General features: G+C 71.7%; 21 protein-coding genes. 12 read left to right on the top strand and 9 right to left on the bottom strand.

Features of this window, described 5'->3' with window-relative positions:
* Positions 1–2: 2 nt before the first annotated feature.
* Both AB5G72_RS00990 and moaCB read right to left on the bottom strand, forming a co-directional pair.
* Positions 3–455 (bottom strand): molybdenum cofactor biosynthesis protein MoaE, encoded by a 453-nt coding sequence (locus AB5G72_RS00990; RefSeq protein WP_163375253.1) that lies wholly within the window; start codon positions 453–455, stop codon positions 3–5.
* On the bottom strand, positions 452–1,507 hold the full coding sequence (gene moaCB / locus AB5G72_RS00995; protein WP_440220728.1) for a bifunctional molybdenum cofactor biosynthesis protein MoaC/MoaB: 1,056 nt from the start codon (positions 1,505–1,507) through the stop codon (positions 452–454). The genes AB5G72_RS00990 and moaCB overlap by 4 nt, the downstream gene beginning before the upstream one ends.
* Positions 1,508–1,592: 85 nt before the next feature.
* On the opposite strand from moaCB, the gene AB5G72_RS01000 reads away from it, so the two are divergent.
* The gene (locus AB5G72_RS01000; RefSeq protein ID WP_069388761.1) at positions 1,593–2,678 is read left to right on the top strand and encodes an NADH:flavin oxidoreductase/NADH oxidase; all 1,086 of its coding nucleotides are present in this window, start codon (positions 1,593–1,595) and stop codon (positions 2,676–2,678) included.
* 7 nt (positions 2,679–2,685) lie between these two features.
* Here the strand turns inward: AB5G72_RS01000 and AB5G72_RS01005 are convergent, their stop codons facing one another.
* Entirely contained in the window at positions 2,686–5,004 is a 2,319-nt protein-coding gene (locus tag AB5G72_RS01005) for a fatty acid desaturase (protein ID WP_440220729.1), read from the bottom strand.
* A 102-nt stretch (positions 5,005–5,106) separates the two neighbouring features.
* Here AB5G72_RS01005 and AB5G72_RS01010 point away from each other — a divergent pair, with 102 nt between their 5' ends.
* From AB5G72_RS01010 to AB5G72_RS01025, 4 genes are all read left to right on the top strand, one after another.
* Positions 5,107–6,135: an AraC family transcriptional regulator ligand-binding domain-containing protein gene (locus tag AB5G72_RS01010; RefSeq protein WP_440220730.1), complete on the top strand. Its 1,029-nt coding sequence runs from the start codon at positions 5,107–5,109 to the stop codon at positions 6,133–6,135.
* Positions 6,132–6,752 carry a class I SAM-dependent methyltransferase gene (locus tag AB5G72_RS01015; protein WP_440220731.1) on the top strand — a complete coding sequence of 207 codons (621 nt, stop codon included), beginning with the start codon at positions 6,132–6,134 and terminating at the stop codon, positions 6,750–6,752. The genes AB5G72_RS01010 and AB5G72_RS01015 overlap by 4 nt, the downstream gene beginning before the upstream one ends.
* Entirely contained in the window at positions 6,749–7,411 is a 663-nt protein-coding gene (locus AB5G72_RS01020) for a TenA family protein (RefSeq protein ID WP_440220732.1), read from the top strand. Before AB5G72_RS01015 ends, AB5G72_RS01020 begins: the two co-directional genes overlap by 4 nt.
* A 94-nt stretch (positions 7,412–7,505) precedes the next feature.
* A complete protein-coding gene (locus AB5G72_RS01025; RefSeq protein WP_096906278.1) occupies positions 7,506–7,661 on the top strand; it encodes a DUF6131 family protein in 156 nt (51 codons plus the stop codon).
* A 105-nt stretch (positions 7,662–7,766) separates the two neighbouring features.
* Here AB5G72_RS01025 and AB5G72_RS01030 read toward each other — a convergent pair whose 3' ends face one another.
* Together AB5G72_RS01030 and AB5G72_RS01035 are read right to left on the bottom strand one after the other, a co-directional pair.
* Positions 7,767–8,255 carry a BLUF domain-containing protein gene (locus tag AB5G72_RS01030; protein WP_440220733.1) on the bottom strand — a complete coding sequence of 163 codons (489 nt, stop codon included), beginning with the start codon at positions 8,253–8,255 and terminating at the stop codon, positions 7,767–7,769.
* Positions 8,256–8,338: 83 nt separating this feature from the next.
* Positions 8,339–9,589 (bottom strand): molybdopterin molybdotransferase MoeA, encoded by a 1,251-nt coding sequence (locus AB5G72_RS01035; protein ID WP_440220734.1) that lies wholly within the window; start codon positions 9,587–9,589, stop codon positions 8,339–8,341.
* Between the two features lie 139 nt (positions 9,590–9,728).
* On the opposite strand from AB5G72_RS01035, the gene AB5G72_RS01040 reads away from it, so the two are divergent.
* The 6 genes from AB5G72_RS01040 to AB5G72_RS01065 all read left to right on the top strand — a co-directional run bounded on the left by AB5G72_RS01040 (position 9,729) and on the right by AB5G72_RS01065 (position 17,111).
* On the top strand, positions 9,729–11,132 hold the full coding sequence (locus AB5G72_RS01040; protein WP_440221532.1) for a uracil-xanthine permease family protein: 1,404 nt from the start codon (positions 9,729–9,731) through the stop codon (positions 11,130–11,132).
* 68 nt (positions 11,133–11,200) lie between these two features.
* A complete protein-coding gene (gene moaA, locus AB5G72_RS01045; protein WP_440220735.1) occupies positions 11,201–12,256 on the top strand; it encodes a GTP 3',8-cyclase MoaA in 1,056 nt (351 codons plus the stop codon).
* Between the two features lie 31 nt (positions 12,257–12,287).
* Positions 12,288–12,551, top strand: a complete 264-nt coding sequence (locus AB5G72_RS01050) for a MoaD/ThiS family protein (protein WP_227022118.1) — start codon at positions 12,288–12,290, stop codon at positions 12,549–12,551.
* 3 nt (positions 12,552–12,554) lie between these two features.
* The gene (locus AB5G72_RS01055; RefSeq protein WP_163375270.1) at positions 12,555–13,364 is read left to right on the top strand and encodes a molybdate ABC transporter substrate-binding protein; all 810 of its coding nucleotides are present in this window, start codon (positions 12,555–12,557) and stop codon (positions 13,362–13,364) included.
* Positions 13,365–13,402: 38 nt separating this feature from the next.
* Positions 13,403–16,063 (top strand): multicopper oxidase domain-containing protein, encoded by a 2,661-nt coding sequence (locus AB5G72_RS01060; RefSeq protein ID WP_440220736.1) that lies wholly within the window; start codon positions 13,403–13,405, stop codon positions 16,061–16,063.
* 133 nt (positions 16,064–16,196) lie between these two features.
* Complete coding sequence (locus AB5G72_RS01065) at positions 16,197–17,111, top strand: VOC family protein (protein WP_253002952.1); 915 nt, start codon at positions 16,197–16,199, stop codon at positions 17,109–17,111.
* A gap of 19 nt (positions 17,112–17,130) precedes the next feature.
* Here the strand turns inward: AB5G72_RS01065 and bluB are convergent, their stop codons facing one another.
* Positions 17,131–17,739, bottom strand: coding sequence for a 5,6-dimethylbenzimidazole synthase (gene bluB / locus AB5G72_RS01070; protein ID WP_132062249.1), 609 nt, complete (start codon positions 17,737–17,739; stop codon positions 17,131–17,133).
* A gap of 87 nt (positions 17,740–17,826) precedes the next feature.
* Between bluB and AB5G72_RS01075 the strand changes: the two genes are divergently transcribed.
* The gene (locus AB5G72_RS01075; RefSeq protein ID WP_167457859.1) at positions 17,827–17,964 is read left to right on the top strand and encodes a hypothetical protein; all 138 of its coding nucleotides are present in this window, start codon (positions 17,827–17,829) and stop codon (positions 17,962–17,964) included.
* A gap of 59 nt (positions 17,965–18,023) precedes the next feature.
* Here AB5G72_RS01075 and AB5G72_RS01080 read toward each other — a convergent pair whose 3' ends face one another.
* Genes AB5G72_RS01080 through narJ form a run of 3 tightly spaced genes read right to left on the bottom strand, consistent with a single transcriptional unit; the run spans position 18,024 to position 20,603 of the window.
* A complete protein-coding gene (locus tag AB5G72_RS01080) occupies positions 18,024–19,004 on the bottom strand; it encodes a tellurite resistance/C4-dicarboxylate transporter family protein (protein ID WP_119193038.1) in 981 nt (326 codons plus the stop codon).
* 58 nt (positions 19,005–19,062) lie between these two features.
* Entirely contained in the window at positions 19,063–19,884 is an 822-nt protein-coding gene (narI, locus tag AB5G72_RS01085; protein WP_119193031.1) for a respiratory nitrate reductase subunit gamma, read from the bottom strand.
* Positions 19,881–20,603, bottom strand: coding sequence for a nitrate reductase molybdenum cofactor assembly chaperone (gene narJ, locus AB5G72_RS01090; protein ID WP_132062245.1), 723 nt, complete (start codon positions 20,601–20,603; stop codon positions 19,881–19,883). Before narJ ends, narI begins: the two co-directional genes overlap by 4 nt.

A 20,603-nucleotide genomic window follows, 5' to 3' on the forward strand; every position in this document is an offset into this window, starting at 1 on the left:
ACTCAGCAGTCGCCGACGCCCACCCATTCGGAGACGCCGTCGGTGAAGCGCTGCCGCTTCCAGATGGGCACCCCGTGCTTGAGACGCTCGATGAGCTCCGAACACGCCGCGAACGCCTCGGCCCGATGCGGAGCCACAGCGACCACCACCACCGCGACCTCGCCCACCGGCAGCACGCCCACGCGGTGGACGGCGGAGACGCGGACCGTGCGCCCGGAATCGGCCGCCGAGGTGTGCTCGACCGCGACCTCGTCGCAGAGCCGGGCGAGCGTGTCCCGGGCCGTGGGGTGAGCCGAATACTCGATGTCGTGGACCTCGCGGCCCCCGTCGTGGTCGCGCACGACGCCGGAGAACGTCACCATCGCCCCGTCGGCGCTGGTCCACACGGCCTTCTCGACCTCGCGCGGGTCGATCTCCCGGTCGGTGATGTCCACCAGCGGACTGGAGACGCTCATCGGTGTCCTCCTCCGTGGGCGTGGACGTCGAGCAGGTGCTCGAGCAGGTCGTCGAGGACCGCCAACCCGTCGCGGACTCCGCCCGTCGAGCCCGGCAGGTTCGCAACCAGGGTACGTCCGGCGAAGCCCGCGAGCCCGCGGCTCATCGCCGCCGTCGGCGTGGCCGCCAGGCCGCGGGCCCGCATCGCCTCGGCGACCCCCGGCAGCTCCAGCTCCAGGTGCGGCGCGGTGGCCTCCGGCGTGCGGTCGTCCGGGGCGACCCCGGTGCCGCCGGTGGTGAACAGGACCGCGGGGGAGCGGCGGACGTGCTCGGTGACGGCCGTGGCGATGTCGGCGTCGGCCACCACGTGCACCTCGACCGGCGAGAAACCGCGCTCGAGGAGCCAACCCTCGATGGCGGGGCCGGTGGTGTCCTCGCGGTGGCCGTGCGCGGCGGCGGTGGAGGAGACGACGACGACACCACTTCGGCCGGAATCGAGCGCGGCGGGCCCGGTGTTCGCGCGCGTCACCTCGTCGTCGTCGTTCCCGGTCGTCTCCTCGGATTCTCGCGTCCAGTCACCGCGTTTGCCGCCCGTCTTGGCGGCGAGGCGGACCCCGTCCATGGTGGCGAGCGGGTCGACGGCCTTGACCATGTCGTGCAGCGTCAGCCCGGCCACGGAGACGGCGGTCAGGGCTTCCATCTCGACACCCGTCCTGCCCGTCGTCTTGGCGGTGGCCTTCACGTGGATCTCGCCGGCCTCGTCGTCGAGGTCGAAGTGCACCTTGACCGAGTTCAGCGGGATCTGGTGGCACAGCGGGATGAGCTCGGAGGTCTTCTTGGCCGCGCCGATCCCGGCCAGGCGGGCGGTGGCCAGGACGTCGGCTTTGCCCAGCGAGTCTCCTGCGACCATGGTCACGACGTCGGGGCGCGTGCGGAAGACCCCCTCGGCGGTGGCGGTCCGGGTGGTGACGGCCTTGTCGCCGACGTCGACCATGCGCACGCGGCCCTCGGCGTCGAGGTGGGTGAGCTGCGGCTCGGGTGATGAGCCCTGTCCGGTCGGCGCGTCAGTCATGCCGTTCACGGTAGTCGGCCGGGTGCGGCGGGCTCCGGGGGTGCGGCGAGGCGGGGCGTCACGGGATGCGGGTTTAATCGCGGACATGGCGATGCTCTTCGAACCGATCCGTATCCGCGACCTCGAGATCCGGAACCGGGTGTGGCTCTCGCCGATGTGCCAGTACTCGTGCGAGGACCGTGACGGGGTGCCCACGCCGTGGCATCTCGTGCACCTGGGCGCGCGGGCGCAGGGCGGGTTCGGCCTGATCCTCGCGGAGGCCTCGGCGGTGGTGCCGGAGGGGCGGATCAGTCCCGAGGACGCCGGGCTGTGGAACGACACGCAGCGCGATGCGTGGGCGCCCATCGTGGACTTCGTGCACTCCCAGGGGGCGGCGATCGGCATCCAACTGGCGCACGCCGGGCGGAAGGCGTCGGCGTACCGGGCGTGGCCCGGATACCCGGTCGGCTCACTTCCGCCCGAGGAGGGTGCGTGGACGACGGTCGCGCCCTCGGCGATCGGGTTCGGTGACATGACCACACCGGAGGCGCTGGACGTCGACGGGATCCGCGCGGTGGTGACCGCGTTCGCTGACGCCGCCCGCCGCGCCGACCACGCCGGGTTCGACGTCGTGGAGATCCACGCCGCCCACGGGTACCTCATCCACGAGTTTCTCTCGCCGCTGTCCAACGAGCGGGACGACTCCTACGGCGGTTCGCGCGACAACCGGGCCCGGCTGCTGCTGGAGATCTGCGACGCGGTGCGGCAGGTGTGGCCGGAAGGTAAGCCACTGTTCGTCCGAATTTCGGCCACGGATTGGGTGCCCGGCGGCTGGACCCCGGAGGATTCGCGCTGGTTGGCGGGCCGGCTCGCCGAGCACGGGGTCGACCTGGTGGACGTCTCCTCGGCCGCCAACACCCCCGACCGGCCGCCGGTCGAACTGGAGCAGGGCTACCAGGTGCCGCTGACCGAGGAGGTGCGCGCGTCGGGTGCAGTCCTGGCGGGCGCCGTGGGGCTCATCAGTGACCCGGAGTACGCCGAACAGCTGCTGGTCGACGAGCGCGCTGACGTGGTGTTCCTCGGGCGCGCCGCACTGCGCGAGCCCGCCTGGCCACAGCGCGCGGCTGCCGAACTCGGCCTGGACTGGCGGCGGGCCCCGTACCCGCCGCAGTACACGCGCGGGAAGTGGTGACGGCCGACTAGAGATCCAGCTCGACGTCCGAGCAGGCCAGCGCGGTGCAGACGGTGACGCGCTCCTGCGCGACGGCGCCGGGTGCACGGTCGGCGGCCTCCGCGCGGATGGTGCCGCTGAGCTTGGGCGTCACACACGCTTTGCACAGCCCGCGCTGGCAGCCGGTGGGGACGGCGATCCCGGCGCGGCCGGCCGCCTCAAGCAGAGTGGTGGCGCCGTCGATCTCCACCGCCGTGCCGGTGCGGCGGAAACGGACGGTGTAGCGACTGCCGTCGTCGTCGGGCCGGTCCAGTTCGGGCGCGGTGAACGACTCGGCGTGGAAATGCTCTTCCGGCTGGCCCAGGTCGCGCAGCCACCCGCGGGTGAGGTCGATGAGCGCGGCCGGGGCACACACGTAGGTCTCGCGATCGGCGGCGTCGGGAACCACGCGCTGCAGGAGCTCTGGGCCGAGTCGGCCGGTGACCAGGTCCTCGCGCGCGGACGGTGCATCGGTGAACAGGTGCAGGGTGATGCCGGAGTCGCGGGCGAGCTCGCGGAGTTCGGACTCGAAGATGATCGAGCGGTCGTCGCGGTTGACGTACAGGAGCGTCGCGTCGGGGCGGGTACCGGTGGCTCCGTCGGGCTGGCCGCGGCGCGCGTCGCGGGCGATGCGGCGCAACAGACTGATGATCGGGGTGATCCCCACCCCGCCGGCGATGTGCAGGGATTTCGCACCCGGCGAGGGCGTCGGGAAGTCGCCCGAGGACTGCGGCACGCCGACCAGTGTCACGTGGTCGCCCGCGCGCAACGAGTCGTTGAGCCGGGTGGACACCCGCCCGCCCTCGACGCGCTTGACGCAGATCTCCATGGCGCCCCCGGCATCCGCCTCCGCGTCCGAACTGTCGCGGACCAGGCTGTACTGGCGGACCGACTCCTCGCCGCCCTGACCATCGCCGCCGTGATCGCCTCCGCCGGCGACCCGGAGCGACACGTACGCCCCGGCATCCCACCCGATGTCCTCCCAGCCGCGCGGGCGGGCCAACCGCACCGACACGGCCTGGCCGTCGGCGGCGGGCGTCGCGGACAGGACCCTGACCGGCACGTTGTGGAAGCGCGGCTTGTCCAGGTACGGCGACTCGGGCAGGGGCCTGTAGGACAGCCCGGCGCGCACGCGGCGCACGAGCGAGGCGGGGTCGCGCAGCAGCGCCGACGGGCGGCCGAACTCGCGCTCGCCGAACGGCACCGACAGGCCGGTGAGCGTCTTGGCGATCAGCGGCACGGTCTCCAGCAGCGGGGTCTCGTGGTACGGAAGCCCGTACTTGGCAGCGATGGCCCGAACCTCCGGGGCGATCCTGCGCTGCATCGACGGTGGCAGATCGGGAAACAGGTGGTGCTCGACGTGGGTGTCGAGGCCGCCGTAGAAGATCCGCAGGTCGGGGCGATCGGCGAACGGCACCTCCTCCTCCAGGACCCGCGCGAGGGCGTCGTCCATCTGCGTGCTGGGCAGGAAGTTGCGGGTCGCCCGGATCTGTCGCTCGTAGTACTGGTCGGCGGTCTCGTCGGGGCCGGGGTCGGTGAACAGCTCCAGCTCGCCGGCGTGGTGCTCGATGAACACGAGGAACAACACGGCCATGTAGCCGGTGACGCCGCCGGAGTAGTTGGCCAGCAGGGTGGGCAGCGGCTTCCACCCCGAGCGGAACGGTTCGTCGATGAAGCGACGCCTCAGGTCGCGTCCGGCGATCCGGGCGGGCGAGCGCAGGGTGTAGGAGCTGAGGAACGGCCGGCCGGAGACCTTGCGGGCGATGTTGGCCAGGAAGAACGGAGCCGCTGCCGGGGCCGCGGCCGCCAGCGCCGAGATGAGCGCCACCTGACCGAGGTGGTGGCCGTACCAGTCCTGTCCGGCGCTGCCGCGGAAGATGCTGTAGCCGAGGTCGTGGTCCTTGCCGACGATGTTCGTGTTGGGGTGGTGGCCCACGTGATGCATCGTCTTCCAGTGGTCGACGTCCACGTTGAAGTCCCACTCGTAACGGTCGGAGTGATAGTCGCCGTTGCCGGGCAGGTGGTCGTAGCTGCCGTGGACGATGTTGTGCCCGAGCTCGGAGAACTGCATGAGCCGGTACATCATCTCCAGCGCCGTGGCCCGCCGGATCGCCCGCGGCCCGCCCTCGCGCAGCAACTCGCGGCGACGGGCGTCGATCGCCCGGCCGTAGGCGGTGACGTTGCGGATGTGCGCCAGGTCGTCCTCGCCGACGGCGGCCTTGGCCCGCGCGTACAGCGCCCGGATCTCGTCGGCGAGGCCGGTGTGGCCGGCTGACTGGGCGGTTCCTGCGCGTGCGGCGAGAGTCATGACTGTGACGCTAGCCACCCGACGCGGGCGCGGGAAGGTCGCAAACGGGCGCGGATTTGGCATTTTCGGACATCTGCCGCCCGGTGTTGTTACGGTCGGCCGATGGACTCCTCGCCGGTGTGGGCGGTGCCGCGGGGCACCGAGGGCGTCCGCATCATGGTGGAGGGCGGGCTGGCCCACGGGATGACGACGACGGAGTGCCTGGCCGGCACGGGCCTCGATCCCGGCGACCTCCACGACGAGACCGCGCAGATCTGGGCGCACCAGGAGTTCACGGTGATCCGCACCCTGCTCGCGCGCCTCGGAGACCGGCCCGGGCTGGGAGCGGGCGTCGGTGCCCACTCCACCATCGGACGGACCGGCGTCATCGGCTTCATGATGCTCGCGGGCCCCACCGTGCGGGCGGCGATCGATCGCGCGATCCCCTATCTCGCCTTGTCCCCGACCCACGTGCAGTTCTCTCTCGAGGTGGACGGCCCGGACGGCGGGGCGGTCCTGGTCGCCGCCGACGACCAGATCCCCGCCGACGTGCGCACCTTCGTCGTGGAGCGGGACCTGGCAGGGTTGGCCGCGGCGTTCCGCGGTGCCCGGATCGACCTGGGGCCGGTCTCGCTCGAGACGACCCTCGGCCCGGAGAGCGCGGCGCTGGTCGGGCACGCGTGGAGCCTGGCGCCGGACACGGTCACGCCGCACGCCGCGCGCAACCGGTTGACCGTCTCGCGACAGGCCCTCGAGGCCGAGCTGCCGCAGGGCGACGAGAACACGGCGCGAGTGTTCGAGCGGCAGTGCCGCGAGCTCCTCGCCGACAGGCTCGCGCGGGTCGGCGTGGCCGGCCAGGTGCGCAGCCGGCTCCGGCACGAGCGCGGAACCTGGCCGTCGATGGCGGACGTGGCAGCGGAACTGCACGTCGATGTCCGCACACTGCGACGCCACCTCGCAGCGGAAGGGACCTCGTATCGGACGCTGGTCGACGAGGTGCGGCATCAGCGGGCGCTCGAGCTGCTGGTGCACGACGTCCCGGTGGCCGAGGTGGCCTCCGAGCTGGGCTACTCCGAGACCGCGACCTTCTCCCGCAGTTTCCGCCGGTGGGAGGGTGCACAGCCGAGTCGCCGACGGGGGAGGTCGTCGTGACCGGGGAGGTCCGAGCGGCGTACTCGAGCCGCGCACAGGAGTACATCGACCACCTCGGTTCCATCGCGTCGGTCCACCCCTCGGACCTCGAGCTGGTCGCGCGCTGGGCGGATCAGCTCGACGGGCCGCTGATCGATGCAGGCTGCGGCCCAGGGCACTGGACGGGCCACCTGGCGGCCCGGGGCGTCGACGTGCGCGGAGTCGACCAGGTACCGGAGTTCGTGAGTCACGCCCGCCGAGCTCATCCCGGGTGTCGATTCGAGGTGGGTGACCTCGACGCGTTACCCCGGCCGCCCGGCGAGGTCGCCGGGATTCTCGCCTGGTACTCGCTCATCCACCACGAGCCGGCCACCGTGCGACCGACGCTCGTGCGGATGGCGCGGTGTCTGCGCCCCGGTTGCGGACTACTGCTCGGGTTCTTCCACGGCGCGGAGGTCGAACGGTTCGATCACGCCGTGGCCGGGGCCTACCGCTGGCCGGTTGAGGCCCTGTCGGAGGAGTTGCGGATGGCAGACTTCGAGGTGATCGAGACCTACACGCGGACCGGGCCGGGAGCTCGACCTCACGGCGCGATCGTCGCCCGCCTGACGTCCGCCCACGACGGGAGAGCCGAGTGACCCTGTTCGAGACCCTGAAAGACCGCTGCCGTCCAGAGTGGGAGGCCTATACCGAACACGAGTTCGTCACCGAGCTCGGGCAGGGCACCCTGCCGCTCGCGGTGTTCCAGGACTACCTGGTGCAGGATTTCCACTTCCTGGTGCAGTTCGCGCGGGCCAACGCCCTGGCGGCGTTCAAGAGCCGGACGCTGGCCGACATCACCGCCGCCCACCAGGCCACCGGCGCGATCCTCGCGGAGACCGAGCTACACCTGCGGCTCACCGAACGCTGGGGAATCCCGCGTGCCGATCTCGAGGCCGCCGCCGAGAAGCAGGCCACCGTCGCCTACACCCGGTACGTGCTGGACTCCGGCATGGCGGGGGACCGGCTCGACCTGCATGTGGCGCTGGCCCCGTGCACGATCGGTTACGCCGAGATCGGCGCGCACCTGGCGCCCCGGCTCGCCGAGCACGACGGCGAGCACCCGTACGGCGAATGGATCTCCGAGTACTCGGGCGAGGAGTTCACCGCCGCCGCCGGCGCCGCGATCGAGCAGCTCGACGTGCTGTCCGACGGCGGGCTCACCGACCGCCGCTTCGACGAGCTCACCGAGGTGTTCCGCACGGCCACCCGGCTGGAGATCGACTTCTGGCAGCAGGCGCTCGACAGCACGGGATGAGGCGCGGGCGTGACCGGGCGCGATCGGTCGCGGACTCTGTGGGACGTGGGTACGCTCAGTCGTTCCCCAAAAATTACGGTGAAAGGACGACTTCATGATCATTCTTGGCGCAATTCTCTTGATCCTCGGATTCCTCTTGGACATCCCCATCCTCTGGACGATCGGTCTCGTGCTCATCGCGATCGGCGTCATCCTCGTCATCCTCGGTGCGGCAGGCCGCGCGGTCGGTGGACGTAAACACTGGTTCTGACACGCCGGGTCACATCTGACCCGGAGTGAGCACGAGCGTCCGGCGCACAGTCCGCTTGTAGCGGGTGCGTCGGACGCTCTTCATTTTCACGTCTGCTGAGCCGGGTCAGGACGCGGCGGAGTGTTCCTTCACCTTGAACCAGGTCGACACGTCGTCGGCCGCCCGTCGCACCGTGCCCCCGTCCGCACCGGCGGCGAGGTCGTTGAAACTGTCGCGCTCGTCGGGCAGGCCGGCTGGCTCGTGGGCCCCGGGCGTCCCGAATCCCATCCGCCAATCGGGGAAGCTGCGTTCGACGGTCGTCTCGGTGAGGATCACGCGGAGGTGGTGGTGCCGCTCATCGGCGATGATGTCGTCCAGGAGGGCATCGATCTCGGCCGGTGGGCCCTCGAGGAACTGGATGAAGCAGTCGTCCCGGAAGAGCAGGATGCCGGTGATCCCCACGAGACGATTGCGGTGCCTGGCAGTGCGCAGGATCGACTCGAAGTCCTCGGGCACCATCTGCCTGGTCGGCGTACTCGTGTACACGAGGTACTTGAGAAGGCCCTCGTCCGGCACCGCGGTCTGCTCCGCGGTCGGCTCGGCGTCGGAACGCATCGGGACCCCCGTTCTCGCCTGCGGCGAAGTACGACGTGCGCAGGCTGGTCAACGCACCTTCCCCCGGACTGTACGGCGTGCCCCTACAGCGGCAGGACGTCGACCTCGGCGCCGGACTCCAGTGAGGTGACGTCGGCGGGGATCTCGATCAACACGTCCGCCCGGGCCATCGAGGCCACGAGGTGCGAGCCGGGGCCCGAGACCGGATCGACGGTGGGCAGGCCGTCGCCGTCCGCGGCCAGCGCCGCCCGCAGGTACTGCACCCGCCCGGCAGGCGAGGTGACGTCGCGGGACAGGCGGGCGCGGACGGGGCGGACCGGCGCGCGGCCGACGGCCTCGAGGATGACCGGCCGCAGGAGCACGACGAACGACACCATCGCACTCACGGGGTTGCCCGGCAGGCACACCACGGGAGTGTCACGCCAGCGCGAGAGCCCCTGCGGGCCGCCGGGCTGCATGGCGATGGGCGCGAAGCGGGCGCCCTCGCGATCGGCGAGCACCTGGCGCACGACCTCGGCGTCGCCCATCGACACCGCGCCGACGGTCACCACGAGGTCGGCGTCGCCGGCGGCCTCGTCGAGAGTCGAGGTGAACGCCGCGCGGTCATCGCCGCTGATGAGCGTCGTGGTGACCTCGCAGCCGCAGGCCTTGAGCGCGGCGGCCAGGGTGATCGAGTTGGACTCCCAGATCTGGCCGGGCGCGAGCGGCCGCCCCGGCGCCACCAGCTCGGAACCGGTCGCCACCACCCCGACCCGCGGCCGCGGCCGCACATCGAGTCCCGACTCCCCGAGCGAGGCCGCCGCCGCCAGGTGCCGCGCCTGTAGCCGCACCCCGGCGTCGATCACCACGTCGCCGGCCCGGACATCGTCCCCCGGGCGACGGATGAACTCGCCCCGCGACCGCGGCGCATGCACCAGGACGACAGTGGGGTCGGTCTCGCTCACGGTCGTGTCCTCGATGGGCACCACACAATCGGCACCCCGGGGGACGGGCGCTCCGGTCATGATCTTGCAGGCCTCGTCGTCGTCGACATCGGGTCCCGGCCCGTCACCGGCGTGCACCGCCCCGACCACCGTCAGCCGCGCCGGCGAGTCGGGTCCCGCCCCGGCCACGTCAGCGGAGCGCACCGCGTACCCGTCCATCTGCGAGTTCACGAACAACGGCAGGTCGACCGACGCCCGCAACGCCGCCGAGAGCACCGAGTCGGAGCACGCCGCGAGCGGCAGGTGCGTACTGCGGGCGGCCCGCTCGAGGACCGGCTCCAGGTGCGCACGCAGGAGCTCGCGGTACTCGGCGGGGGACGGGCGGCTCGGCCTGTCGGGCAGGGAGGTCATGTCACCACCGTAACCGCGTTGTACTGTGCCTACGGTCCGCGCGAGTGCGGCCGGACGCAGCGAGAGTGGGGAAGAAGTGGGTCTCTGGTCGGTACACGGCGACGGCAAGAACATCAGACCCGGCGAGGTGGTCGCCCCCATGGAGCGGTTGAGCTGGCCGCGGACCATCGGGATCGGCGCCCAGCACGTGGTGTCGATGTTCGGCGCGACATTCGTCTTCCCCATCATCATGGGGCTCAACCCGCAGCTGGCGATCCTCTTCTCCGGCGTGTGCACCCTCCTGTTCCTCGCGGTGGTCAAGGGGCAGGTCCCCAGCTACCTCGGCACCTCGGTGGCGTTCGTCGGCGCGGTCGCCGCGATCCGCGCGCAGGGCGGCACCAGCGCCGAGGTGACCGGCGCCATGCTCGTCGCCGGCGCGACGCTGCTGGTGGTGGGCCTCATCGTGCACGTCGTGGGCGGCCGCGTGGTCACCGCGATCCTGCCGCCCGTGGTGACCGGCGCCGTGGTGATGCTGCTCGGCTTCAACCTGGCGCCGGTGGTGGCCGAGACATATTGGCCGCAGGACCAGTGGGTCGCACTGGCGGTGATGGTCGTGCTGATCGGAATGACCGTGGGGCTCAAGGGCTTCGCCGGGCGGATCGCGATCTTCCTGTCCCTGGTCTTCGGCTACGTCCTGTCCTGGGTGCTCGACCTGGTCACCGGGCCCATCACCTCGTTCAACGCCACCGCCGGTGAGGTGACCGAGCACCTGCGCGTGGACTGGTCGGGAGTGTGGGACGCGCCGTGGATCGGGCTGCCGCCGATGACCGACGAGGCCGCCGGCGTGGTGGGTATCCACGCGCCCGACTTCTCGCTGGCGTTCGTGCTGCTCGTGGTGCCGGGCGTCATCGCGCTCATCGCCGAGAACGCCGGGCACGTCAAGGCGATCGGCGAGATCACCCGAACCGAGACCGACGGCCTGATGGGCCGCGCCCTGGCCGCCGACGGCGCGGGAACCGTGCTGGCGACCTCGTTCGGTGGATCGGCGACGACGACGTACGCCGAGAACATCGGCGTGATGGCCGCGACCAAGGTGTACTCGACGGCCGCGTACGTGGTGGCCGCGCTGACCGCGATCGTGCTGGGGTGTTCCCCCAAGCTGGGGGCCGTGATCTCCGCGACCCCGGGCGGCGTGCTCGGCGGCATCACGGTGGTGCTCTACGGCATGATCGGCCTGCTCGGCGCCAAGATCTGGAAGGAGAACCGGGTCGACTTCGGCAACCCGCTCAACCTGGTGCCGGTGGCGGCGGGTGTGGTGATCGCGGTCGGCGACACGACCCTGCTCATCACCGACGACTTCCAGCTCGGCGGCATCGCGCTGGGCACCCTCGTGGTGGTCCTGGGCTACCACCTGGGACGGGCGATCGCGCCGCAGCTGCGGGGCCAGGCCGAGCGCGACGAGATCCACGAGCTCACGCTGCTGGGGCCGAACCCGGACGTCCCCGCCCCGGACGTCCCCACCCCACAGGGGCGCGCCGCGGACGGGGACACGGCGGGTAGGTGACCGGACGGGGGGTCGCGCGCCGCCTGACGGTGCCCCCTACACTCGGAGCCACGCGACCGCGGAGGGAGGTGGGCGCCGTGACCGAACCGGACACCCGCAGCGCCTCCACGCGCCCCGCCACCCCGCTGCTCGTCGACTCCTTCGGCCGCGTCGCCCGCGACCTGCGCGTCTCACTGACCGAGAAGTGCTCGCTGCGCTGCACCTACTGCATGCCCGAGGAAGGGCTGCCGCCCATCCCGGACGCCGCGCGGATGACCGCTGACGAGGTGATCCGGCTGGTCGCCCTGGCGCACCGCGAGCTGGGCGTGCACGAGGTCCGCTTCACCGGGGGCGAACCCCTCATGCGGGCCGACCTCGAGCGCATCATCGCCGGCACGCGGGCCGAGTGCCCCGACCTGCCGATCGCGATGACCTCCAACGGCGTGGGGCTCGAACACCGGGTCGGCGCGCTGGTCGAGGCCGGTCTGGACCGGATCAACATCTCCCTGGACACCGTCAACCGCCTCGAGTTCGCCCAACTCACCCGCAGGGACCGGCTGCCGTCCGTCCTGCGGGGCGTCCGGGCCGCGGTCGAGGCCGGCCTGGACCCGGTGAAGGTCAACGCGGTGCCCCTGCGGGCGACCCTGCCCGGAGCGCCCGACCTGCTGGAGTGGGCCCTGGCGGAGGGCGTGCAACTGCGGTTCATCGAGGAGATGCCGCTCGACGCCGACAACACGTGGTCGCGCGCGGAGATGGTGACCGCGCAGGACGTGCTGGACTCCCTCGGCACCCGCTTCGACCTCGTTCCCGCCGGGCGCGAGGACCCGTCCGCGCCGGCCGAGATGTGGCGGGTCGCAGGACGCACCGTGGGAGGTGCGCCCGCGACGGTCGGGGTGATCGCGACCGTCACCCGGAACTTCTGCTCCGCCTGCGACCGGACCCGCCTCACCGCCGAGGGGACCGTGCGGTCGTGTCTGTTCAGCGACGACGAGACGGACGTCCTCGGGGTGCTGAGGTCGGGCGCGCCCGACCACGAGATCGCCGAGGTCTGGCGCGGCGCGATGTGGGGCAAGCAGGCAGGACACGGCATCGGCGGCACCGCCTTCCACAGGCCGCGGCGGTCGATGGGCGCCATAGGTGGTTGACGTGTCAGTGCCGGAGGATAGGGTTGACGTCGTGAGCAGGACACCGAGAGTGATCACCGTGGGGTACTACGCGGCCGCCGAGGACGCCGCGGGTACCGCCCGCGAACGGCTGCACACACAGGCCACGACCGTCGGGGAGTTGGCGCGGGAGGTCTGCGAGCGACACGGCGAGCCGCTGGCCAGCATCGTGACCGTGTCGTCGTTCCTCGTGGGTGAGGAGACGACCCGGGACCCCCACGCCTCGATCGACGGTGTCTCCGAGGTGGACGTACTGCCTCCCTTCGCCGGAGGCTGATCGGTGAACCGGGGCCGGGCTGTCAGCGCGTTCGCTCTCGCCCTGGCGTGCTCGGGAACCGTCGCGTGCGCCGAGCCGGAGCCCGACTCCCCCGTCATGACCCTCGGGGTCGCCGCCTCGCCGTCCCTGTCCGAGGCGTTCACCGAGATGGTCGACGTCTTCGAGGACGAGCACCCCGGGGTCCGGGTGAGCCTGGAACTGGGCCGCTCCGACACGATCGCCGAGGGGATGCCCGCCCGCGACGACATCAACGTCTTCGCCTCCGCGGACGAGGGCTCCATGCAGTGGCTCGTCGATACGGGAGTGGCGGTCGAACCGGTGGTGTTCGCGCGCAACCACGTCGTCGTCGCGGTCCCGTCCGGCAACCCGCGCCAGGTCACCGGCCTCCGCGACCTGGAACGGCCCGACCTGCGGGTGGGGCTGTGCGAGCTGGACGTCCCCTGCGGTCGCGCGGCGGAGTCGCTGTTGGCCGTGGCGGGCGTGGCCACCCCGCCGGGGGTCCCCCGTGATCCGAGTTCGCGCGCGCTCGCGGCCCGCCTGGCGGACCATGAACTCGACGTGGGCATCGTCTACCGCACCGATGTCGCCGCGTCCCACGGCTGGGTCGCGCTGGCCGAGGTCGACCAGCGCGACTGGGAGCTGGCGCAGGACGCCGGCACGACGCGGTACACGGTGGCCAGGATCCCGGGTGCCGAGGACGGACCGGACGCCGGGGCCGAGCGCGCGGCCGCGAGCGAGTTCCTCGAGTTGGTGACGTCGGACCGCGGCCGTCGCGCCCTCGAGAACGCCGGGCTGGCGCCGTTGCCGCAGTAGGCGTCTGCGCGGTTCGGGGCGGCCCTAGACTCGGCGGTATGGACACCGCGGCACCCCGGACCCCGTCCCGGCGGAAGGGGTCGTGGCACCGCCGGGCGACCCGGCCCGTGCAGCTGTGGATGATCGCCCTCGTGCTGCTGGGTGTGGTCCACCGGTGGGTGCCCGCCGCGACGTGGACGATCATCCACGTCTTCACCCTCGGCCTGCTCACCAACTCGATCCTCGTGTGGGGCCAGCACTTCACCGAGACCCTGCTGCACCGGCGACCCCCGGAGGCGTCACGCGCGCTCCAGGTGCGCAGGATCATGCTGCTCAACGCCGGGATCGTGGTCCTGGTCGTGGGCATGATCGGGTCGTGGCCGATCCCGATCGTCACCGGCGCCACGGTCGTGGGCGGCGCGGTGGCCTGGTACGTCGTGGACCTGATCGGGCAGCTGCGGGCGGCGGAACCGACCCGGTTCCGGCCGATCGTCCGGTACTACGCCGTGGCGGCCGCGTTCCTGCCCGCCGGGGCGGTGGCCGGTGCCTTCATGGGGGTCGGCGTCCCGGGGGAGTGGGCCGTCCGCCTGCACGCGTTCCACCTCGCGGTCAACGTCCTGGGGTTCGTCGGGATCACCGTCCTGACCACCCTGGTGACCTTCTGGGCGACGGTACTGCGCACCCCCATGGCCGCCGGCCAGGACGCGGCGGCGGTCCGGTCCCTGGGGGTGATGTCGGTCGCGGTGGTGGTGGCCGCGGCGGGCTCGCTCGCGGGCGTGACGCCGGTGACCGCCACGGCACTGGGCGTGTACCTGTTGGCCGTGCTGTGGCACCTGGTCCACCTCGTCCGCACCGCGCGCACGGCGCCGCCGCGGGAGTTCGCCTCGATGAGTATCGCGTGTGGGCTGGTGTGGTTGCCGGTGTCGTTGGGGTGGGCGACGTGGCTCGTCGCGACCGGCAGGATCGGCGAACTGGGACAGGTGACGACCCCGCTGCTCGCCGGTGCGGCCGCCCAGATCCTCTTCGGGGCGATGAGCTTCCTCATGCCCACCGTGATGCGGGGTGGTCCGGCGGCGGTGCGGGCGGGGATGGTGGAGATGAACCGCCTGGTCGCCTTCCGCCTCGTCCTGGTCAACGCCGGCCTGGTCGTCTTCCTCGTGCCCGGTGGGACCAGTTGGACCCGGGTCGTCGGCTCCACGCTGGCGTTCGGAGGGTTCGCGCTGTTCCTGCCGGTGATGATCCGCGCCGTCCGCGCGCAGTTGGCCGTCATCCGGGGCGCGGCCGCGGCCCGCGAGGCCGGGGAGAAGCCCGCCCGCGTCACCCCGGGCACGTCCCAGCCGGAGATCGCGCCCGGCCGTCGGCGGAATCTGGTCGGCGCGCTGTCCGCCGCGCTGGTGGTGGTCCTCGCCACGGGGGCCGCGCTCGCCGCCGACCCGTCCTCGCCACTCCGCCGCACCGGTCAGGCCGCGTCGGTCACCCCGACCGGGAACACGACGACCGTGGAGGTCACGGCGGTGGGGATGAGGTTCGAACCGAACACGGTGACGGTCCCCGCCGGCGACCGGCTGGTGATCGAACTGACGAACGACGACGACACGACCGTGCACGACCTGTACCTGACCAACGGGGCCGGCTCGGGCAGGGTCGACCCGGGCGGAACCGCCACGGTGGACGCCGGCGTGGTCGGGCGTTCCCTCGAGGGATGGTGCACGATCGCCGGGCACAGGGCGATGGGCATGACCTTCCAGGTCCGGGTCGAGGGCGGTGATCCCGCCGCCGGGCACGACGCCCATGGTGGGGCCGGGGGCGCCGCGGGCATCGCCCCCGCCGAGGCGATCGACGTGCTGGCCCCGCCCTCCGACGAGTTCGTGACCCGCGACCCGGCCCTCGCGCCCGCCCCGACGGGCCGCGAACACCGGATCACCCTCACGGTCGAGGAGACCACCGGCGAACTCGCGCCCGGGGTGGTGCGGCCCGTGTGGACCTACAACGGCGGGCTGCCGGCCCCGACCCTCCGCGGCACGGTGGGTGACACGTTCATCGTCACCCTCCGCAACGAGGGGACCATCGGACACTCGATCGATTTCCACGCCGGCGACGTCGGTCCCGACGAGGTGATGCGGACGATCCCGCCGGGCGAAGAGCTGGAGTATCGGTTCACCGTGACTCGGGCCGGCGCCTGGCTCTACCACTGTGCGACCGCGCCCATGAGCGGCCACGTCGCCGCGGGGATGTTCGGCGCGCTCATCGTGGACCCGCCGGGCCTGACCGAGGTGGACCGCGAGTACGCCCTGGTCCAGTCCGAGTCGTACCTCGGTGCCGAGGACGAGCCGTTCGACTCCGGCAAGATCGCGGCCGGGCAGCCCGACCTGGTGATGTTCAACGGGCACGCGACCCAGTACCGGCGGGACCCGCTGACCGCCCGGGTCGGCGAGACCGTGCGCGTGTGGGTGGTGGCGGCCGGACCGAGTGACGGGACGAGCTTTCACGTGGTGGGCTCACAGTTCGACACCGTGTACAAGGAGGGCGCCTACCTGCTGCGGGACGGGCGGGACGCCTTCGGCGGTGGGAACGGGGGCGCACAGGCGCTCGACCTGGCCCCGTCGCAGGGCGGGTTCGTGGAGATGACCTTCGTCGAGCCCGGGCGCTACACGTTCGTGGACCACTCTTTCGCCGACGCCGAGAAGGGCGCGGCGGGCTTCCTCGACGTCACTGAGTAGACGCCGCGGAGTAGGCGCCCCGGCCGGCGGTCCCGCGGGGGTGGGTGACGCATCGCGGAATAGGCGAGCGGGTGGGCCGGTTGATATAGATGACATATCACGCAACCGCGATGCCGAGAGCAAGGAGGGCACCATGCCCGTCTACGTCCAGAACCCCGATCCCCGCAGCCTGGCCGAGCGCCCGGCCGACGACCTGCTCGCGGCGGACACGCGCATGGGCGCGGTCGAACTCCTGGTCCGGGACCTGGACTCGATGATCGCGTTCTACGCCGACGGCGTGGCCCTGGACGTGCTCGAGCAGACCGGCGAGACCGCCGTGCTCGGCCGGGCGGGTCGACCGATCGTGCGGATGCGCCGCATGCCCGAGCTGCCGCCGCGCAGGCAGGGGCAGGCCGGACTGTTCCACACCGCGGTGCTGTTCGACGACGAGCCGTCGCTGGCCGCGGCCGTCGCCTCGGTCGCCCGGCATGCGCCGAGATCCTTCACCGGCAGCGCCGATCACCTCTACAGTCAGGCGTTCTACTTCGACGACCCCGAGGGCAACGGTGTCGAGCTGTACACCGACCGGCCCCGCGACACCTGGGCCACCGAGCCCCACGGGTTGCTGAAGGTGGCCACCAACCCGCTGGACCCCAACGCCTTCCTGCGCACGCACCTCACCCCGCCGGTCGCCGGTTCGTCGATCGGGACGTCCGCGGCACTGGGGCACGTCCACCTCCAGGTCGGCGACATCGGGACAGCCCGCGACTTCTACGTCGACGCCCTCGGCTTCGAGGTGATGAGCGACGTCGGTTCGGCACTGTTCATCGCCGCCGGCGGGTACCACCATCACATCGCGGTCAACACCTGGGGCACGGCCGGCGCCGGCCCGCGCGCGGCGGCCCTGGGCCTGGGCCGGGTGAACATCGAGCTGCCCACCGCGGACGATGTCGACGCACTCCGGCAGCGACTGACCGACCACCGGATCGAGACACGTCACGACGGTGCGGTCCTGCGATTCGACGACCCGTGGGGGACCGTCATCGAGGTCGGGGTCGAGCGGGCCTGACCCCGGTCCCCCGGCGTGGTCAGACCCAGTCGACGGACAGCGGGGAACGACGTCCCCACCCGACGGTCTGTAACAGTGGTTCGTCCAGCTCGAGGGCAGGGTACCCGAGGCACAGGTAGGCCAGAGGGCGTGCGCCCGGCGGAAGCCGCACGCTGTCGGAGAGATGGCCGGGTTCCACGAGACTCACCCATCCCATACCGAGGCCTTCCGCCGTCACCGCCAGCCACAACAGGGTGATCGCGGCGACCACGCTGTACTCGGTCGCCGCCGGGACGCTGGTGGTCCCGAGGATCGGACCCGGCGGCGGCACATGGCTGACCACCAGGCCCACGGGCGCCTGGAGGATGCCCTCCAGGCGGAGCGAGTCGTACAGTTCGCGGCGTTCGCCGCCGAACCGTTCGGCCTCGGCGGCGCGGACCGCGCGGAAGCCGGAGTGGATGGATTCCCGTACGGCGCGGTCCTCGACCACCGTGACGTGCCACGGCTGGCTCAGTCCGACACTCGGCGCGACCGCGAAGACCTCGAGCAGTCGCTCGATGGTCTCCCGCGCGACCGGTGTCGGGTGGAAGTGACGATGGTCGCGGCGGGTCGCCAGGATGCGCCACAGGGCGTCGCCGTCACTTCTCATATCCGTACTCCTCGGACTCCACTCTCGGCCGGTCGCGGTAGGGGCCCACCGACTCTAGACTGGCGCCCCCGGACATGGAGGTACACGATGGCATTCCTACGCAATGCACTGAGGAGCGGGATCGCGCTCAAGGCCGTACAGGTGGTCAAGCGCGAGGCCTCGAAGCCCGAGAACCAGCGCAAGGCCCGCGAGTTCGCGGAGAAGATGCGCAACCGCCGGCGCTGACGGTTCGACCCGTCCCGCCCCTGACGGCGGGGCGGGTTCGGCACCGCCACTCCGGCCCGTCATGTCGGGACCCGCGTGACCCGCGGGAGTCTGGATCGGATCATGCCGACGAGCGCGATGAGCCAGGCCGCGACCGCGACCCACATCCACGTCTCGCCGATCCAGGCGACGATCGGCAGGTCGTCGGCCCGCCCGAGGTACATCCCCGCGACGGCGTACATGCCGAGCGGGAAGACGATCGACCACCAGGTGGGTTCGAATCGGAACGGCACCCTCTTGATCCCGTGACGCCACACCCCCACCGCCACCAGGGCCGGGATGAGCCAGGTGGCGAAGCACCAGAACACCACGACCAGGCCCGCGACGAGTCCTCGCACGGCGTCGACCATCGGGGCGCTGGCCATCTCCACGATCCGTGCGCCGGCGACGACGGTGATCGCCACCGCCCCCATCGAGACCCAGTACGGGGGATCGAGCTCCCGCGGATCCAGCGGGTAGAGCATGAGCCGGAGCGAGACGAACACCGCGCACGCCACGTAGAGGACGACGCCGACCGACCAGGACGCCACGGCCACGATCGCGAGGGCGTCGCGGGCCGACTCGACGTGGGGCTCCAGGGTCGCCGCGGCGACGGCCACCGACTGGCTGGCGACGACCCAGATGAACCAGGTGCCGTTGGCCTCCGCGACCACGGGGCGCTCGTCGCGGGACAGGACCGCGACCCAGGGGACCGTGTAGCCGAGCACGATCCAGACGGCCGCGCCGACGCAGAGGAGCGCCACGGACGCCACGAGCAGGTGCCGCCCCGCGAGCGCCACCGCGAGAACGTTCGTCCCCGCGACGAACGTGAAGAAGAGGAACGCGGTGCGGGAGTCATGCAGGTCGGCGACGACCTCGGCGCGGAAGGCGATCAGCCGCCACAGGGTGAGGAGCACGAGGATCCCGTACTCGATCGCGGTGAGCACGATCAGGATCACGGACACCGTCTCCCAGCCCCGCTGCCCGGCTCCCACGGCGACGATCCCCGTCGCCATGACCATGGCGAAGTACCCCGGAGACAGTCGCGCGGGCGTCGGGAGGCTGCGTGACCGGGTCACCTCAGTGACGTGGTACGCGGCTCGATCCGGACCGGGCCCGCCCGGCGCCGATCTCGCGGCTCACGTCGCCGACGTCCTCGCGCATCCAGCCCCGGCGGTACGGGCGGTTGCCGAACTGGCCTGCCGGACGCGACCGGTACACGACGTAGGGACGCCACAGGTAGCCGATCGGCGCGGAGAACACGTGGACCAGGCGGGTGAACGGCCAGATGGCGAACAGCAGGAACGCCACGATCGCGTGCAGCTTGAACGACATGGGCGCGGACAGCATCAGTGCCGGATCGGGCTGGAACCAGAAGATGCCTCGGAACCACACCGACAGCTCCTCGCGGTAGTCGTAGTGGCTGAGGATGTTGCCGACGATGGTGTTGGCCATGCCCAGGAAGATCGTCGCGGCCAGGAAGACGTACATGACCTTGTCGTTGACGGTCGTGGCGGAGAAGACCGGCCCGACCGTGCGGCGACGGTAGATGAGGATCACGAGTCCGACCACGGTGCAGAAGCCGGCGATCGCCCCGGTGATCACCGCGATCCAGTGGTAGGCGTCGTTGCTGATGCCCACGGCCTCGGTCCACGACTTGGGGATGACCAGGCCGATGATGTGGCCGCCGACCACGAAGAGGATGCCGAAGTGGAACAGCGGGCTGCCCCAGCGGAGCAGGCGCGACTCGTAGAGCTGACTGGAACGGGTGGTCCACCCGAACTTGTCGTAGCGGTACCGCCACCAGTGGCCCACGACGAAGATCGCCAGGCACACGTACGGCAGGATCACCCAGAGGAAGATGTCCGGGATCGTCACCTCGGCTGCAGTCGTTCCGATCATGGCCGGGCCCCGCTTTCCAGGTAGGACGAGGAGGTGAACGCCTCCAGGCCGACTTCCTCGTCGGGCGGCCCCTGGGCGACGAGTCTGCTGACGGCGTCGCGGTCGTGCCCGCCGATAGCCGGGAGGGTGGCCGAGACGGTCTCCAGCGCGCCGGTCCAGGGCGAGCCGCGGTCGGCCAACGAGATCCGCAGCAACTCGAGACCGGCGCGGTGCTGGACGAGCAGCGCACGGCAGCCGTCGAGATCGCACTGCGCACCGAACTCGAGGACCACGCCGAGGTGGTCGGGGAGCTCCCCGGCCCCGAGTTCGGCACCGGCCGCCTTGTACGTCTCGATGAAGTCGACGAGTGCGGTGCCGCGCTTGCGGGTGTCCCCGTACCGGTAGTAGGTCAGGTAGAGGCAGCAGCGGCGCCGCATGTCGAACGTCTCCACGTACTCCGACTGCAGGTCGTCGAGGGGGGTCGACTCCAGGTGGTCCACCAGACCCAGCAGTGGCCGCGCGACGGCGCCCCGCTCTTCGGCCAGTTCGCGGACGAGCGGGAGCCGGCCGATCAGCTCGGCGGTCGGGTAGTCGATCAGCAGTGAGACGGCCTGGTAGAGCGCGGGGTCGCCGGGCGCCCCGCGGCCCACCGCCGGCCCGCTGCCGGGGCCCACCGCCCGACGCACCCGCGCGAACAGGTCGCTGCCGAAGCCGGTTCCGGCCAGGAATTGTGCACCCAT

Source organism: Dietzia sp. MNB45 (assembly GCF_051994785.1).
GTDB lineage: Bacteria > Actinomycetota > Actinomycetes > Mycobacteriales > Mycobacteriaceae > Dietzia > Dietzia kunjamensis.